Source organism: Marinobacterium sp. BA1 (assembly GCF_041155135.1).
GTDB lineage: Bacteria > Pseudomonadota > Gammaproteobacteria > Pseudomonadales > Balneatricaceae > Marinobacterium > Marinobacterium iners.
The window spans coordinates 1,048,589-1,066,777 of the sequence record NZ_BAAFHC010000001.1 but is presented as its reverse complement, the minus strand read 5'-3'; the positions used below and the strand labels follow the sequence as shown (position 1 = coordinate 1,066,777).

The following is an 18,189-nucleotide window of genomic DNA, read 5'->3' as shown; positions in this document are numbered from 1 at the left end:
GAGGCGCCGAGCCTGATGGATGTTTTCGAGTTCAGGGACAAGCTGGTTGGAGATTATCGTGACTTCACCCGCTCTTTCATTCAGCCCAAGGCTAACGATATCTGCACCTTCCTGGACGGTGAATACGATGGCGGCCGCTACTGGCCATCACCGCTGATTCAGGTCAACCCCTCCTATGTCACTGAAGGCAACGTCGAACTGCTCGCCTCTCAGGGTGTTCTCAGCAGCGTTACCGCAGACATCTTCCGCTTTGGCAAGTCGGCAACGTCCACTGGTGTGCCTGCAACGCTATACAAGCACCAGCGTCAGGCGATCGAGTGCTGCCAGCGACGTGAACCCTATGTTTTGACTACAGGTACAGGTTCGGGCAAGTCGCTGTCTTACTTTATCCCCATGGTAGATACCATCATCAAGGATAAAGACGCCGACCCGACCCCGCGCATTCGTGCCATTGTCATCTACCCGATGAACGCCTTGGCCAACAGTCAGCGCGAAGAGCTGGAAAAGTTCCTGTCTGACTTCCCTGATGACAAGCGCCCCGTCAGCTATGCCCGCTATACCGGACAGGAGAATCAGGAAGAGCGTGAGCGGATCATGCAGAACCCGCCCGACATTATCCTGACCAACTATATGATGCTGGAGCTGCTGATGACCCGCCAAAACGAGCGGGACAAGGCGGTTATTCGACATTCTCAAGGGCTGCAATTCCTGGTGCTTGATGAGCTGCATACCTATCGCGGCCGTCAGGGTGCTGATGTCGCCATGCTGGTGCGTCGTGTACGTGAGCGGATGAACCTCGACCTGATCTGTATCGGCACCTCCGCTACCATGGCAACCGAAGGCACACGCCAGGAACGTCAAGCTAAGGTTGCTGAAGTGGCAACCAAGCTATTTGGTCAGCAAGTGCCGGCGGCCAATATCATTGGTGAAACGCTACAGCGCCAGATTCCCGGTGAAATGCCCACTGGCGACGAGCTGGCACAAGCCCTGCAAACAAAACTCCCTGATCAAGAAACCTTTGATCAACTGCGCCAGCATCCGGTTGCTGCCTGGGTCGAATTGACTCTGGGCATCTCATTTGAAGAAGGCATGTGGGTACGCGCCAAGCCAAAAACGCTGGAAGAAGCGGCTGCATTGTTGAGCGAAGCAACAGCGCAGGATCCGGCACATTGCCAGCGTTACCTTGCTCAGTTCCTGTTACTTGCCTATCGTACTCGTGACATAAACGACAAGCCCCTGTTTGCCTTCAGGTTGCACCAGTTCATCTCGGGTGCCGGTGACCTCTATGCAACGCTTGAAGCACCCGGGAAGCGCCACCTTGACCTGCACGGGCAACAGTTCGTGCCAGGCGACCGTAACCGCCGCTTCTATACCGTTCACTTCTGCCGTAGCTGTGGCCAGGAGTATTATCCTGTCTGGCATACCAAGGACTCTGAAACCGGTGAGCTTGGTTTCACGCCCCGCGATATCAAGGAAACCGCAGCCGAAGAAGAGGACACCTCCTATGGCTTCCTGATGCTGGGGCATTGGAATGAAGACGATTACCCGGAAAGCTGGCTCGACTTCAGGAAAGACCCGCCCAAGCTGAAGCCCTACTACTCCAAGCTGAAGCCGCAAGAAGTCCATGTACTGCCAAACGGCGCACAGAACCTGAGCGGCACACGCGGGTTCTACCTGCCGGGTGGTTTCCGTTTCTGTCTCGGTTGCGGCCATGCACACAGCTCAGGCCGAGACTGGACCCGGCTTGGCTCTCTATCGGCAGAAGGCCGCAGTTCCGCAACGACAACACTTACGCTGTCATCCCTGCGTTACCTGCTGGGTGCCGAGAATGAGCTGGCAGACGAAGCGCGCAAACTGCTCGGATTCAGTGACAACCGTCAGGATGCGGCGCTGCAGTCCGGCCATTTCAACGACTTCATCCAAATTCTGCTGGTACGCGCAGGCATACTTGCCTCCTTGGATCAGCAAAACGGCAGTCTGCTGACAGACCGTGATCTGGCACAGCATATATTCACTGCACTGGGGTTGGACAGTGATGACCCCAGCGTGCGCGCCGACTATCTGCAGAATCCCGATCAGCGTATACCACGCATGAAACGTGATGCTGAAGAGGCCATGCGAAATGTGCTGGGATATCGCGCCTACCATGATCTGCGGCGGGGCTGGCGCTTTACCGTCCCGAACCTTGAGCAGCTGGGTTTGCTCGAAATCGCCTATGACGGACTGACAGAACTGACAGAAGATGACAGCGTGTGGGCCCAATCACCGGATATGTTGGCTAAAGCCACACCGGACGTACGCTATCAGGTCTGCAAACTCGTCTTGGACGTAATGCGCAAAAACCTGTGCATCCGTACCCGCTACCTGGACCACCTTCAGCACGAACAATGGGTGAACCTGGCAACAACCCACCTGACTGAGAAATGGCAGCTGGGTAATGCCCGTGATATGGCCAAAGGGTGTCACGCTATTATTGGCCGGCGCCCCAAAGGCCGAGAGTTTGACCTGATCTCGCTGGGCAGTCGCTCACGCCTGGCGCAGGAACTGAAGAAACCTGCAATCTGGGGCACCGCGCCCTTTGAAGCACTGAATGACAAAAATTGGCCAGCTCTGATTGAGTCTCTCCTCAAGGCGCTGGAAACCTACGGTCTAATCGAGGCAGAATCCGTCGATAAAGAACTGGATGGCTATCAGCTAATCGGTGAGGTGCTGGTCTGGAAACGCGGCAGCGGCACGCCCGAACGTGATCCGCTGGCGCCAGCTGTGACCAACAACCCCTACTTCACTGCGCTCTATCAGGCCGTAGCGGATAGTCTCAAAAGCCAGCAACACGACTGGTTTCAGTTTATGGCCCATGAGCATACGGCTCAGGTCGATCCGGAAGACCGAGAAGAACGTGAACGTGATTTCCGCACGGGTGCGCTGAGGGTAATGTTCTGCTCGCCTACCATGGAGCTAGGCGTCGATATCAGCTCACTCAACACGGTGTATCTGCGCAACGTACCGCCGACACCAGCCAACTATGCCCAGCGCAGCGGTCGTGCAGGCCGTTCGGGGCAACCGGCGCTGGTCATTACCTACTGCGCTGCACAGAGTCCGCATGATCAGTACTTTTTCCGTGAGCCCCGCCGTATGGTGCATGGACAGGTTACACCTCCCATGCTTGATCTGGCCAACGAAGAGCTGGTCTCCAGCCACCTGTTTGCTACTTGGCTTTCCGAAACCGGGACGCGGCTGCCAGCTGCCATCAATGAGTTGATTGACGTTACCCAGACCAGCATGCCTATCAACGAGAGCTATGCCGAGTCCCTGGCTAATGACAAAGCCCTCAGTGGTGCTCAGCAACGTGGCAAGCGGCTGATGCGCTTGCTTGGCGATGCTCTGGCCCCTGCTCAGGGTGTCTGGCTCAACAGTCAGGAGTCGCTTGAAGTGGCGGCGAGTGCCTGGGCTGACAAGCGTCTGCAGCAAGCAATGGCGAGGCTGGATGACTGCTTCACTCGCTGGCGTGATCTCTACACCTCCACGCTCAAGCAGATCGAAGAGGCCAACCGGTTGATGACCAACCCGGCCAGCAGCAAACGCGAGCGTGATATTGCGCGCCGGCGCTGGGAAGAAGGCTCCATCCAGTTCAGCCTGCTACAAGACAACAACAAGCGCCAGTCTGACTTTGAAACTTACCGCTACTTGGCAGGGCAAGGTTTTTTGCCAGGTTACAACTTCCCGCGCCTGCCGTTGGCCGCCTTCATACCGGGCAGTCGCAGTGGGCGGCGTGAAAACCACAACCGGGTGCTGTCACGTCCTCGCTTCCTGGCGATTTCCGAGTTTGGGCCACTAAGCCTGATCTACCATGAAGGCCAGCAGTACCGGGTAAAGCGCGTCATTCTGGGTGCTGTCGACCAGCAGCAGGTCACGGAAGCACGCCTGCCAGAACAACAGGTGCGGATCTGTGGCCACTGCGGCTATGGGCATTTTGCTGAGCAGCTCAATCTGGACCTCTGTGTAGCCTGCAGCTCACCGCTGGAAGGCAGCAAAATGGTCCATAACCTGTTCCGCATCGAAAACGTCGCCACCCGCCCCGTTACGCGCATTACCTGCGACGAAGAAGAACGCATGCGCCAAGGCTATGACTTGCGCACTACCCTGCAGTACCCGGAAGAGAACGGTGTGCTGAAAGTCGTGCGCAGTGACATGCACCAGGCCGGCACTCTGCTGGCTGAAATGGAATACGCCCAGCAAGCCTATATCTGGCGTATCAATCTGGGCTGGAAGCGACGCAAGAACAAGGAAATTGACGGTTTCATGATCGACCCGCTCAATGGCACCTGGTTAAAAGATGAAGAACAGGGTGGTAGCGAAGAGACCGAGGCCGATGATCCGGTTAACCAGCGCCAGCGCATTTCGCCGTTTGTGACTGATCGCCGTAACGTGCTGGTGATTCGCCCTGCCCTGGCCATGTCGCCGACAACAGCAGCAACCCTGCAATATGCGCTCAAACGCGGCATTGAGCTCAACTTCCAGCTGGAAGAGAGCGAACTCATGGCAGAACCCCTGCCTGATCTGTACGAGCGCAATGCCCTGCTGTTCTATGAAGCGGCCGAAGGCGGTGCCGGTGTACTGACCCGCCTCGCAACAGAGCCGAATGCCTGGCGCAAAGTCGCCCAGACTGCGTTGGAATTGATGCATTGGGAGCGTCCAGACCCCACTGTCGCCTGGCATCAGCTGCCGCCAAGCCAGTGGCTGGATACGGACAGCAACTGTGAAGCAGGTTGTTACCGCTGCATACTCAGCTACTTTAACCAGCCGGACCATGAAAGCATTGACCGCCGGGACCGCGAAGCCCTGGAATGGCTGGCGCAGCTCACTGACTTGACGCTTACAGCAGGTTCCGGAGGGCACCGCCATACGGATCAAGCAGCACAGCTCAAGCGCGCCAGTGGCAGCAGTCTTGAACAGGCCTGGCTGGATGCGATTGAGCATCATGGGTTACGCCAGCCTGATGCAGCACAGCCCTATCTGGAAGCGTTTAACACTCGCCCCGACTTTGCCTATCGTGACAGTCGGGCGATCATATTTGTCGATGGTCCGCATCACGACCACCCGGATCGTCGCATGGTCGACCAGCAACAAACCCGTGATCTGGAAGACGCCGGTTTCGTTGTGTTGCGCTTCCCCAAAGAAACGGCAAGCTGGCCTGCTGTATTTGCCCAACACCCCAATATTTTCGGTGCAATGTCCGCTAAGGACGCCGTGGAGAAATCTGATTCATGAACGCCCCTACTTCAACACCTGCCTTCAACCCCGGCAGCATCGTCAGAGCGCGTGACCGTGAATGGGTTGTGCTGCCGGAATCCAAGGGATCGGACCTGTACCTGCGCGCCTTGGGCAGTGGTGATGATGACCGTGTCCGCCTGCTGGCTGAACTTGAACAGATCGAACAGGCGTTGTTTCCGTCACCTGACCCTGCCGATGCCCGAGAAGGCAGCCAGCAATCCGGCCAGTTGCTGCGTGACTCCATGCTGCTCAAGCTGCGTGCCGGTGCGGGCCCTTTCCGTGCCATTGGCAACCTGGCCTTTGAACCGCGAGCGTACCAGCTGGTGCCACTGCTGATGGCACTGCGCCAGGAAGTTGTGCGCCTGCTGATCGCCGATGACGTAGGGATAGGTAAAACCATCGAGGCCGGCCTGATTCTGCGCGAGCTGATTGACCGTGGCGAGGTCAAAGGTTTTACCGTACTTTGCCCTCCACATCTTTGTGAGCAGTGGCAGGAAGAACTGAGTGAAAAGTTTCACCTGCAGCCGGTTATTGTCAGCCGCCATACTGCCGCACGGCTGGAGCGGGGTTTACTGCAAAGCGAATCACTGTTTCAGCACTACCCTTACACCATTGTCAGCCTGGACTACATCAAGTCCAACCGCCGTCGGGATGAATTTCTGATCAGCTGCCCGGACTTTGTGATTGTTGATGAAGCGCACACCTGCGCCCAGGGCAATGCACAAGGACGCCACCAGCGTTACGCGCTGCTGAAGGGCTTGGCAGCTAAAGCCAGCCGTAACATGCTCCTGCTCACGGCGACCCCACACAGCGGTGATGAGCAGGCGTTCCGTAACCTGCTCGGGTTGCTTGATCCTGAGTTTGCCACCCTGGCCAAGCTGGACGACGCACGCAACCCCATTCGTAAACGCTTGGCGTTGCACATGGTTCAGCGCCGCCGTCAGGACATCGCTGAATGGCGCGACAACACCCAGTTCCCGGATCGTGAAACCGGTGAAACCGCGTACCGAATGCAGGGTGACTGGATGGCGCTGTTTCAGGACGTGGTGGACTACGCCCGTGAGCTGGTTGACCGGGCAGAACAACTGGATCAGCTCCAGCAGCGGCTGCACTGGTGGGCAGCGCTGGCGTTGCTGCGGTGCATCTCCTCTTCACCGGCTGCTGCGGTGCGGACGTTGCAAAATCGCATTGATCGTTCCGTACAGCCGGGTGCCAACACAGCACAGGCCATTGAAACGCTTGACGAGCTGGGCAACCGCACCATTCTGGATAGCAGTGATGAAAGTCAGGACGACCTGGAACCCAGTGCCCAAATCGAAGATATTCCGTTACTGCAGCAGCTGATCAGCCGTGCTGAAAGCCTGCAAGGACCTAAAGCTGACCCGAAACTGAAGCAGTTGATCGCCACTCTCAAGCCCATGCTTGAAGCTGGGTACAGGCCTGTCGTTTTCTGCCGCTACATTCCCACCGCACACTACCTGGCTGAGTATCTGGGCAAAGCCTTCAAGGCCTATAACGTCGAGTGTGTTACTGGCGAGTTGCACCCGTCAGAACGAGAAGATCGGGTAGAAGCGCTGTCCGACCGCGAAGGTTCACCTATTCTGGTCGCAACAGACTGCCTTTCGGAAGGTATCAACCTGCAAGAGTATTTTGATGCCATTATTCACTATGACCTGGCCTGGAATCCGACTCGCCACGAACAGCGAGAAGGCCGCGTTGACCGCTTTGGCCAGCGTACACCGGTGGTCAAGGCACTGATGCTCTACGGCGATAACAACCCGGTCGATGGTGCCGTGCTTAAAGTCATCATCCGCAAGGCTGAAGCGATCCGTAAAGCGTTGGGCGTCAGTGTTCCTATGCCCGAGGATGAGAATCGTGTAACCCAGGCCATCATGCAAACCGTACTGCTGACGCGTGGCATGGACAGCGGCATGAGCCAGATGGGCCTGGGACTGGAGTTTGGCGACAGCCTTGAGGATCTGGAGCATCAGGTGGATGTATCCTGGGACAGCGCCCGTGAAAAGGCCAAGCGTAACCGCACCATCTTTGCCCAGCAGGCTATCCATCCGGATGAAGTCCTGCCGGAATGGCAGCGTATGCAGGAAGTACTGGGTAATCAGAATGATGTTCAGCGCTTTATTACCCAAGCCTTGGCAGCGCTGCGCGCCCCACTGCAACCTCATCAGCAGCATTTCCGGATGAGCTGGAGCGAACTACCACACGCCATCCGTGAACGGCTGGAAAGCCACGGTATCCGCCGCCTGGACCATCTAGGCTTTGACCTGCCGCTGCCGCGAGATGTTGTCTACATTCACCGCAGCCACCCACTGGTGACCGTGCTGGCGGATGAATTGGCTGAGCGCGCGCTGGAATCGGAAGACCTGCCTGCAAGTGAACGCCCAGCCCGACGTGCCGGTGCGATTACCACCAACCAGGTTCAGCAACGCGTGATTCTGGCTCTGCTGCGACTCCGCACCAACCTCGTGGTTGAGCGCGAAGGTAACCGGCGCGAAATGTTGGCAGAAGAAGCCGTGACCGTAGTCATGGAAGGCAACCAGCCTCCACGCCAACTGGCAACCCAAGAAGCGGTCGAACTGTTCAATCTGGCACCCAGTCAGAACACCCTGCCCGATGTGCGAGAACGCGCCGTGCGTCAGGCACTGGAGCGCTTACAAGAACAACAAACCGTGCTGGATAACATCGCCCGGGATCATGGTCAACAACTATTGCAGGATCATCGCCGTGTGCGTGATTCAGAGCGCGATGGCCGCGGTACATTTCAGGTTAACCCGCAGTTGCCGGCCGATATACTTGGGGTGTACGTGCTGATGCCAGAGGTAGCGTTTTGAGCAGCTGGGTAATAAAACGGGAAGGTGTAGACAAGAATAACCCCGGGTTCATCACCAGTAGCAAGACTGGGAGAGGAATAGCCCGGGGACTGTGTGTGCATTATAGCCAGCATCAGGGTAAGACTCAATGACATCAAAACTGGATGCCGTCATCGCGGGACTGTCCCCGCAACGACTTGGGCCTTATCTGAACCACAGCAAGGGCGACCGGCTGCAGGCGCTGGCGCAGTATCACTGGAACCTGCAGTTGAGCGAGGCGCTCTATCCACTGCTGCACCTTAACGAAGTCGTGTTTCGCAACGCCCTGCATAATGCGCTAACAATCGAGTTTGAGACTGAAAACTGGTTTCAAGGCCTGTGGCTGCACTCGCGTGAGCAGCAAGCCATCAATAAGGTGCTGAGTGAGCTGCACAAACGCAAACAAGCCCCTACTGCAGACCGCGTGATTGCCGAACTGACGTTTGGCTTCTGGTGCAGCCTCTGTGACAGCCGCTACGAACATAAACAGATCCTGTGGCCCAAACTGCTCAAGCACGCACCGTTGAAGCAGCTGCCCAAGCGCCAGCGCCAGCGCAAAGAGATCAGCCGGGCCGTTAACCGCCTGCGCCAGCTGCGCAACCGCGTGTTTCACCACGAGCCTATCTGGCATTGGCGTGACTTGCCTCAGCGGCATACCGATGCCGGCGAACTGCTGACTTGGCTGAACCCCGAAATCGCCACCCTGCTGCAGCACAGCGACCGCTTTACAACCATTTACCGTCAGGGCATGACCCCATTGATCCAGGAGCTTTACCGATGAACCACAGGGATGCTGACCAGAATATTTTCCGCCTGGAGGGTGGCCTGCTGCCGGCCGATCTGTTCAACCAGTTGGCTGCCCTGCAACTGCCGGGACAATCAGCAGCGGAGTACCGTATTCCTCAGGGCTTGACCCTGCGAGACGAGATTGGCCGTTACTGGCGTATCGCTCAAGCCAACTGGCAGAGCTTTGATCAGCAGCGTCAGCGCACTGACCTGAGTGATCCGACAGCTGCCTCACAGCACTGGTTGCACAACCTGCTCACCCAGGTGTTCGGCTTTACTGATCTGCAAGCCTATTCACAACCACGGATCATCGACGAGCGCAGCTTCCCGATCACCCACCATGCCTGCAACGGCCAAGTACCCATGGTGTTCTGCGCCCCGGCTGAAAAGGCACTGGACACCGCCGATCCACGCTTTGGTCATGAGGGCCGCAAGCGCAGCCCGACCGGTCTGCTGCAGGAGTACCTCAACGCCAACGACCAGGCACTTTGGGGATTGGTGAGTGATGGCCAGCGCCTGCGCATTCTGCGTGATAACCCGTCCATGACCCGCCCCGCCTATGTGGAAGTGGACCTGGCCACCTGTTTTGCCGAAGAGCAGCTGCCGGCGTTTCGTATTCTCTGGCTCATGTTGCATGCCAGCCGGTTTCACCCACGCGATCACGAAGGTAAAGCTGATGTGCATCATTGTTGGCTTGAGTTGTGGCGTGCACAGGCCGAAGAACAGGGTGAACGTCTGCTGGATAAACTGCGCGTTGGCGTGACGGAAGCCTTGGGCGCATTGGGTAGTGGCTTTTTGCGCCATCCGCAAAATGATCAGCTGCGCCAGCAGTTTACCGACCGCGAGCTGGATGCCCAGGCCTACTATCAGGAACTGCTGCGGCTGGTGTATCGCCTGCTGTTCTTGCTGCGTGCCGAAGCACGCGACCTGCTGCACCCGGAAGGCAGTGACCCGCTGGCGCGGGAACGCTATCGTGAGGGCTACAGCCTCGATACCCTGCGCAGGGCTGCACGCAAGCCGCACCGCTTTGAGCCCCGACACCACGATCTCTGGCTGACGCTGCAGCACACACTCAATGGGCTGGCCGCTGGGCAGCCGTTGCTGGCACTGCCGGCGCTGGGTGGTCTGTTTGATACCGACCAGTGCCCGCACCTGGACGCTGCGCTGATCGATAACCAAGCCTTGCTGAAGGCGATCAAAGCCCTCACCTGGCACCCCAGCGATAGCAGTAACACCTTGGTCGCCACCGATTACGCCAACATGGATGCCGAAGAGCTGGGCTCCGTGTATGAAGCCCTGCTGGAACTCGTGCCGGCCATTAGCCATACCCCCTGGCGCTTCAGCTTTATCGGCCTCGAAGAGGGCGACACCACCGCAGGCAACCTGCGCAAGCTAACCGGCTCCTACTACACGCCGGACGTGCTGGTGCAGTCATTGATCGATACGGCACTCAAACCGGTGATCCGTGAACGGCTGGCGGCACATCCCGATTCTCCGCGTCAGGCGCTGCTGGAGCTGCGCGTGGTGGACCCGGCCTGTGGGTCCGGTCATTTTCTGCTGGCGGCCACCCGCACCCTGGCGCGCGAGGTAGCCCAGCTGGATGCCGAGGGCAGCGAGCCTACCCCGGCTCAGTTCCAGCACGCCCTGCGCGATGTGGTTCAGCACTGCATCTACGGCGTGGATCTGAACCCCATGGCCATAGAGTTGTGCCGCGCGGCACTATGGATGGAGGCACTGGAACCCGGCAAGCCGCTGACCTTCCTGGAGAGCCATATCCAGTGTGGTAACGCGCTGGTGGGCGTGTATGACCCCGCAGTACTCGAAGCAGGCATTCCGGAGGAGGCTTTCAAGGCCCTGGACGGTGATGACAAGGAGCTGCTGAAAGAGCTGAAGAAAACCAATAAACAGCAGGCCGAGCGACTGGCCATCGACCTGCGCATGAATGCCCAGCTGATCGCCGCCGTTGATCAGCTGCCGGAAGAGTCATTGGACGATGTGCAGACCAAGCGCCAGCGATGGCAGGCCGCACAGGGCAGCGATGAAGCGCGCCGGGCACGCCTGCTGGAAGACCTTTGGACTGCCGCATTCTTTGTGCCAAAAACCGGGAATTATGCCGACCGCATTCCGGATAACGCAGCGCTGATGGCCGCCCACCGGGGCGAACTGAGCCCGCTGGTGGAAGCCGAAGTACGCCTGCGGGCGCAGCAGAACCGCTTTTTCCATTGGCCACTGCAGTTTCCGGAGGTTTTTGAGCGCGAGAATGCCGGGTTTGATGTGGTGCTGGGCAATCCGCCTTGGGAGCGAATCAAGCTGCAAGAGAAAGAATTCTTTGCTGCCCGTTCACCTGAAATCGCCGCTGCCGCCAATGCCGCCGCCCGTCGCAAGATGATTCAGGCGTTGGAAACCAGCTCTGACGAGCAGGATCAAGCGCTCTATCGTGAGTTTTTCGAGACTCGCCATGCTGCGGAAGCATCCAGTCAGTTTGTCCGTGGCAGTGGCCGTTTTGCACTGACAGGCACCGGCGACGTGAACCTCTACGCCTTGTTTGCCGAGTTGGCGCTTAATCTGACCGCGCAACAAGGCCGCGCCGGCATCATAGTGCCGACAGGCATTGCCACCGATGACAGTACCAAGGCATATTTCGAGGCATTGGCTACCGGTAAGCGTCTTGCAAGCTTGTATGACTTTGAAAACCGAGAAGGTTTGTTCAAGGGCGTACATCGAAGCTACAAGTTCACTCTGCTCACAATCGCTGACCAGATTGAACAGGCCGATCTGATGTTTTTCTCGACGCGCATCGAGCATCTGCAGGACGAGGAGCGCCTGTTCCAGCTGTCACCAGAAGACTTTGCGCTGATCAACCCCAACACCCGCACCTGCCCGGTATTCCGCTCCAAACAGGATGCGGAGCTGACCCGCAAGGTCTATCGCCGTGCGCCGGTGTTGATGCAGGATGTCCCTGAGAGCAACCCCTGGGGCATCAAGTTTTCACGACTGTTTGATATGTCGAACGACAGCCACCTGTTCATCACGCATGAGCAATTAACAGATCGGGGGGCCTGCCTCTGCGGCAACCACTTCCTGCTCAACGACACTCGCTATATGCCGCTGTATGAAGCCAAAATGGTGCATCATTTCGATCACCGCTTTGCCACTTATGAAACCGATGGCGACACGGTACGCGACTGCACCGTAACGGAAAAACAGCAGCCGGATTACGCCCCCCTGCCCCGTTACTGGGTGGAGGAGCGCGAAGTGTTGCTGCGTACCACCGATATCCCGCGCCCGGTGCTGGACGGCCTGAAAAAGCAAAATCCTGCAAAACTGGAAGAAGCCCTGCGTCAGTGGCTCGCCGGATTGCTGGCCGTTCGCAACCAAATGGATCAGGCAACCGCATTGTTGGGCAGCAAGCTGGTCAAGGTCGGCAGTATGAACGACATGTTTGCCAACACTCAGTTCACCAAAGAAGGCCTGGCAGCGCAGAAGATGGCCGACGAGCATCCAATGACCGATACCGAGCTGAAGGATTGGCTTAGCCAGTTTTCGGCAACGCAGGACTATGCCGGGCTGGTCGAAGAAAAGCTGGAGGAGCGAAGCCCGAAATATCTGCTCGGGTTCCGAGATATTACAAATGCGACGAATGAGCGAACAGCGATCGTAGACACAGTACCCATGGCTGGTGTCGGAAATAACTTACCTCTGTGTATTTTGCCAGTAACAACACACGCAACCTTAGTGGCTGCGCTACAAGGTAATCTGTCAGCTCTGGTTTTTGACTTTATTACTCGCCATAAGGTGGGTGGTACACACCTGAATTTCTTTATTGCAAAGCAGTTACCGGTACTGCCGCCGGATGCTTACTCCGAAGCCGATCTGGCCTATATAGTGCCGCGGGTACTGGAGCTGACCTACACCAGCCATGACCTGGCGCCTTTCGCTCGTGACTTGGACTATGAGGGTAAGCCTTTCGGCTGGGACCTGGACCGTCGCCATCAACTGCGCTGCGAACTGGATGCCTACTACGCCAAACTCTACGGCCTGACCCGCGACGAGCTGCGCTATATTCTCGACCCGGCAGAGGTGATGGGACCGGACTACCCCTCCGTCACCTTCCCCGGCCTCAAGCGCAAGGAAATCGCCGAATACGGCGAGTACCGAACTCAGCGCCGCGTACTCGAAGCCTTTGATGCCCTTCAGGGCCAATAACCAACCATCGCCAGGGAGGGCAAGCAATGACTATTTTTCATTACCTCAATACCGAAAAATTGCGCCAATTGGTCGAAAGTGCCCAAGAGCGCGTCGCCTTTATTGACACGAATATTTTAATGAGACACTTCATTTCAAGTGATCTTCATAAAGGATTATTTTGGAGTGCATAATGGAAAACAAAGTTCATTCTGCTAAATACAGAAACACTATTCGGAGCATTAAAGATCTTTTAGAAAAAGACTATGTAGTATTAAATGACAAGTCTATAGGAAAGATTGTAAACGACTTCTATTTTATCCTATACAATGATATATATGAGTTAAGAAATACGGATAGACTCACAAATCTAATACCTATAATAGAAAGTTTAAATGAAAAAGAAAAACAAGCTATAAATTCATATATTATGATGCTTTTCCCTGTCCAGAAAAAAGATAACCAGTTTAGGTTTAAAAAAGCCAACAAGTTCAAGCTCAAGCTAAAGAACAAACTGGACAAGGAATTCACAAATATGCAGGAAAAATTTAGACCTGAGAAAATAATTGACTATCCTAGCTACAAAATAATTTATAGCGAATTCAGTGATGTTAAATCAAATCAAATAGATTCTCTCATAGAACTTTTTGGCAGTATTGATCAAGTAGTGAAGTTGCTAAGGAAATCATTGAAGTGGCCTAATACTGATATCGCAATATCAATACAGTCAATATTCAAGACGGGTTGGATATCAACAGGGCTTCTCTCTTCTGAAGGATATCACGTAGGCAATATCGGGCTCGATAGTGAGAGTAGAAAGTTAGTTTTAAAAGATATAATTTTCAAAGAATTTTCAGAAGAAAATAACTTCATGGATGAAGGTTATATTAACGCTTGGTCAAACCCGGGGACACTTCCTCGCCTTCTAAAGCTTGCAAGAACGATTGCTGCATTATGCAGAAACGCCAAGAGATCAAGCCATGACTACACCAATGCTATAAATGACTGGGAAAGTGATCTGGCTTATCTGAAAACTGAGTTCTATGAGCCTTGGATCCAAAAGGAAGCGATTGGCCAAGCCATAGAACAGCTTAAATGGCCTGAGACGGCTGTATAAAAAGAGTCTGAATTTCGCTTAAAAGCAGGGATACAACCATGAGCCGCTACAACCCGAACCATGAGATCAAACCATTGCTGGAGGCGGCGCAGTACTGGCAACAACACTGCCTGCTAAACGATGGCGCATTGTTTGAGGATGCTCAGTACTGGAGCAGTCAGCTTCTGGCCGAACTTGATCAGCGATTCATACAGAATCCACTGGAAGGTGACGAAAGCTTTCTTGAAAAACTGCATCTCCAGTTAGCAGATGCATCCCCTGACGCGATCAAACTAATGGCCGAGCTGAACTGGCTACTGTTGCTGTTCTCGACCAATATCAAGCCCGCAACCAAACGGGATCTGGTGCGCTCGGTTTGGGAACTGAGCGGTGAGCCTCTGCCAGCATCCTGGTTGCTTGAAGATGACACCCTGCTGGGTGCAGGCAGCACAGGTACGGGCTTCAACACCTTACGGTGGCGCGAATTGGTGTTTCTGATTGAAGTGCTCAAAGCGTTTAAAGGCTTGAGCCAAGATCAGCGCCAGCCCTTGCTTCAGTCGCCTTGGGCGTTTGCCGACTGGCTGGATACTATTCCCGGTGCCAATACGCGCCAGTTCCGCCATATCCTTTGTTTTCTGCTCTATCCGGATAGCTTTGAACATACCTCGGTCGGACGCGACAAAAAGGAAATGCTGCGGGTAATGGCCGGCACACCCAAGTCCAAACTGAAGAGCATGAGCTTCCGCGAAGTCGATGAAGCCTTGCTCACCCTGCGCACTCAGCTTAAAGCAGCATCAACCGAACCGGTGGACTTCCATGTATCACCCTGGGTGGATCAGTGGCGCCCCACTCCCGGTACTTGGCTGATGGCCTGGAACCCCAATAACTGGACCTGGAGGTCGTTTCAGGATGACCGCCTTCGCATCGCGCGCGGGGATAATGTCACCATGCGCTGGCGCACGGCCTCGACCCATCCTCGGGAAGGCGACAGCTTCTTCCTGGTTCGGTTGGGCCAGGACCCGAAAGGGCTGGTTGCGCGTGGCAATGTTGCCAGCGAGCCCTATGAAGATGATCACTACAACCCGGAACTGGCCAAACAGGGTCAGAAGGCGCTGTATGTCGATATCACGCTGACTGATCTGCGTGACCCCAAGGCCGATTCCTATATCAGCATGGCCGATCTGAAGGCGCTCACGGTCGATGAGCAAAACTGGACGCCGCAGGCGTCAGGCATCGAAATCAAATCCAAGTCGGCCAAGATAGTGGCCAACCTTTGGAACAAGCTGCCACCGGTCAAAGTGGTACAAGCCCAGGCGCCGACTTCAACGCAACAGGCGATCAATATCACCCGACCGGTCAACCAGATCTTTTATGGCCCGCCGGGCACAGGCAAGACTCACCGCTGGCGCAGTCATTTGCAGCCCAAGTACGAAGCTCAGGCCAGTCAGGTCACGACTGGCGAATGGCTGGAGGAGCAGCTGGCCACTACCTCATGGTGGGAAACGATTGCCCTGATTGTGGCGGATTTGTCTGCACGAAATAGCGGCACGGCCGTTACCAACCTGCTTATTCATCCTTTTTTCAAAGCAAAGGCCCGTGTCCAAGGACGCGCCGACAGTCCCAATCTGCGTGCAACCTGCTGGAATGCTTTGCAAACACATACCGTGCAAGAATCCCAAACCGTCAATCTTGCTATGGAGAAGCGGCTAACCCCACTCGTCTTTGACAAGAAACCGGGTGGTCATTGGATTTTAACCGGTGACTGGGATGAGGCAGGCGAAGGCCTGCGCGATCAGCTCAAGAAGCTGCAGCAGGGGCCACAAAGCCAGAATGCCCGCGTTAAACGCCACCTGACGGTCACCTTTCACCAGTCATTCAGTTATGAAGATTTCGTTGAGGGTATCCGGCCGCAAACCACGGAGGACGGCATCAGCTATGAGCTGCGCGATGGCTTGTTCAAGGCCTTCTGCAATCGCGCCCGTCAGGACCCGCACCAGCGTTATGCCCTTTTCATCGATGAGATTAACCGAGGCAATATCTCGCGCATTTTCGGTGAGCTGATCACGCTGATCGAACCGGACAAACGCGCATGGTGGAACAGTGAAGGCCAGCTGGTCGAAGGCATTGAAGTGGTGCTGCCCTACTCCGGCGAGCGTTTTGGTGTGCCGAAGAATCTGGATATCTACGCCACGATGAACACTGCCGACCGCTCCATTGCCTTGATGGATGCCGCTCTGCGACGCCGTTTCCATTTTGTCGAGCTGATGCCGGAGCCAAAACAGATCACCGGCAGCCAAGGGGATGGCTACATTCCGGATGGTGAAGGTGGGTTGCTGAGCCTGCGCGATCTGCTCAATGCCATCAACCTGCGCCTGCGTTACCTGCTGCATCGTGATCAGACCTTTGGCCATGCTTTCTTCATGGATGTAAAAGACCTAGATAGCCTGAGGCAGGTACTGGTGTACGACATCATTCCGATGCTGACCGAATATTTCTACGACGATTGGCAGCAGATCCGCCGAGTACTGGCCGATGAAGATGCACCGGCTGAACATCAGATCATTACCCAAAGCACGTTGGACCCAAGTCTGCTCTTTGCCGGACTGGATATCGATCTACCGGAAAAGTCTGACTATCGCGTCAAGGCACCCGCCGAGATCAGTGCTGATGCAATCCGCAAAATCTACGAGTCACTGGACGCCGCGGGATGAAAGTGCTGACAGCGTTTGAACACGGCTGGCTGCAGATCGGCAATACAGGACCACTTTCACTTCAGGATGCCGATGCGTTGGGCCAGGCCGAATCCAGCCTGCCTGCCGGTTGTCTGGAGTGGGGCCGCAATCGGGTTAAGTTCAAGCAGTTTTGCGGTGTAGTGCAGATTCAGCAACAACTACAGATTGAGATACTGCCCAAGGTATTCCCGCACCAGACGTCGGAGCAACAGCGCACCACCCTAATTGAGATGTTGGACGTCGCCGGTGACATTGAAGGGCTCAGCCTGCAACAGGCTGGACTCGCTACAAGCAGCCATCGTCTGCTGGATGTGTTCATTCGACATTTCCTGAAACTGCTGGATACCCAGATGCGTCAGGGCCTGCTGCGTGACTACCGCGATGTTGAGGATACCCTGGACCAGGTGCGCGGCCGTATTGATCTGATACGCCAGCAGCGTGAAAACCTGTTCAAGCCGCAGCGCATGTCGTGCCGCTTCAATGAGCTGGTGGTCGATATTCCCGTCAACCGGCTGCTGCACACGGCCTTGGTCTCCATGTTGGATCTGACCACATCCCCTTCCCTGCGCCAGCAGGTTCACAGCATACGAATGCGTTTTGGTCATGTGGGCGTGATCCGCAAGGGCGAGACTGTACCTCGTGCCCAGGATCTAAACCGGATGCAGCGCCGCTATGCCGCTGTGGTCGAGCTGGCGCGTTTGTTCATTGAGGGGCAGTACCTCGATACCCGTGCCGGTCAGCAACCCGTTTATAGCCTTCTGTTTGATATGAACCGGCTGTTCGAGCGCTTTGTCGCCGTCAAGCTCAGACCTCAGGCTCGCAAGGCCGGTTTGACGCTGATGGAGCAAGGCCCACGGCGCTATCTGGGTGAAGACAGCAACGGCAAAGGCCGCTTGCTCATGCGCCCCGATATCAGCCTGCTCGATGAGCACAAACGCCCTGTCGCCATCCTCGATACAAAGTGGAAACTGCTGGATGCCGCCAACCCCATGGCGTCATTGTCATCTACTGATCTGTATCAGCTGGGCACCTATGCCAGCGCGTATCACTGCAGCCAGGTGATGCTGCTGTACCCCGAGCAGGCAGGTTTACAGGGCGAGCATCGAATGACATTGAATCTTGAGGGGCCCGTTACCCTGACGGTGGTGGCGGTGCCGTTGGGTGAAAATGCTACTCCAACGCTCACATATAACCATGATGAGAAATTTGTTTTATTTTAAATTTCTAAAAGTTCTATTAAACCATAAAAATT

7 protein-coding genes are annotated in these 18,189 nt (G+C 55.8%); all 7 read left to right on the top strand.

All coding sequences use genetic code 11. The annotated features are described in order from the left end of the window. Positions 1–15: 15 nt before the first annotated feature. The 7 genes from ACAM29_RS05180 (at position 16) to ACAM29_RS05150 (ending at position 18,157) form a co-directional block, all read left to right on the top strand. A complete protein-coding gene (locus tag ACAM29_RS05180) occupies positions 16–5,268 on the top strand; it encodes a DEAD/DEAH box helicase (RefSeq protein WP_369623436.1) in 5,253 nt (1,750 codons plus the stop codon). Further along, positions 5,265–8,120, top strand: a complete 2,856-nt coding sequence (locus ACAM29_RS05175; protein WP_369623435.1) for a helicase-related protein — start codon at positions 5,265–5,267, stop codon at positions 8,118–8,120. The genes ACAM29_RS05180 and ACAM29_RS05175 overlap by 4 nt, the downstream gene beginning before the upstream one ends. A 127-nt stretch (positions 8,121–8,247) precedes the next feature. After that, positions 8,248–8,919, top strand: coding sequence for a hypothetical protein (locus tag ACAM29_RS05170; protein WP_369623434.1), 672 nt, complete (start codon positions 8,248–8,250; stop codon positions 8,917–8,919). Further along, entirely contained in the window at positions 8,916–13,130 is a 4,215-nt protein-coding gene (locus ACAM29_RS05165) for an N-6 DNA methylase (protein ID WP_369623433.1), read from the top strand. The genes ACAM29_RS05170 and ACAM29_RS05165 overlap by 4 nt, the downstream gene beginning before the upstream one ends. Before the next feature lie 172 nt (positions 13,131–13,302). Continuing rightward, a complete protein-coding gene (locus ACAM29_RS05160; protein ID WP_369623432.1) occupies positions 13,303–14,226 on the top strand; it encodes a hypothetical protein in 924 nt (307 codons plus the stop codon). Positions 14,227–14,264: 38 nt separating this feature from the next. After that, positions 14,265–16,916 carry an AAA family ATPase gene (locus ACAM29_RS05155; protein ID WP_369623431.1) on the top strand — a complete coding sequence of 884 codons (2,652 nt, stop codon included), beginning with the start codon at positions 14,265–14,267 and terminating at the stop codon, positions 16,914–16,916. Next, the gene (locus ACAM29_RS05150) at positions 16,913–18,157 is read left to right on the top strand and encodes an McrC family protein (protein WP_369623430.1); all 1,245 of its coding nucleotides are present in this window, start codon (positions 16,913–16,915) and stop codon (positions 18,155–18,157) included. Before ACAM29_RS05155 ends, ACAM29_RS05150 begins: the two co-directional genes overlap by 4 nt. Positions 18,158–18,189 lie beyond the last annotated feature (32 nt).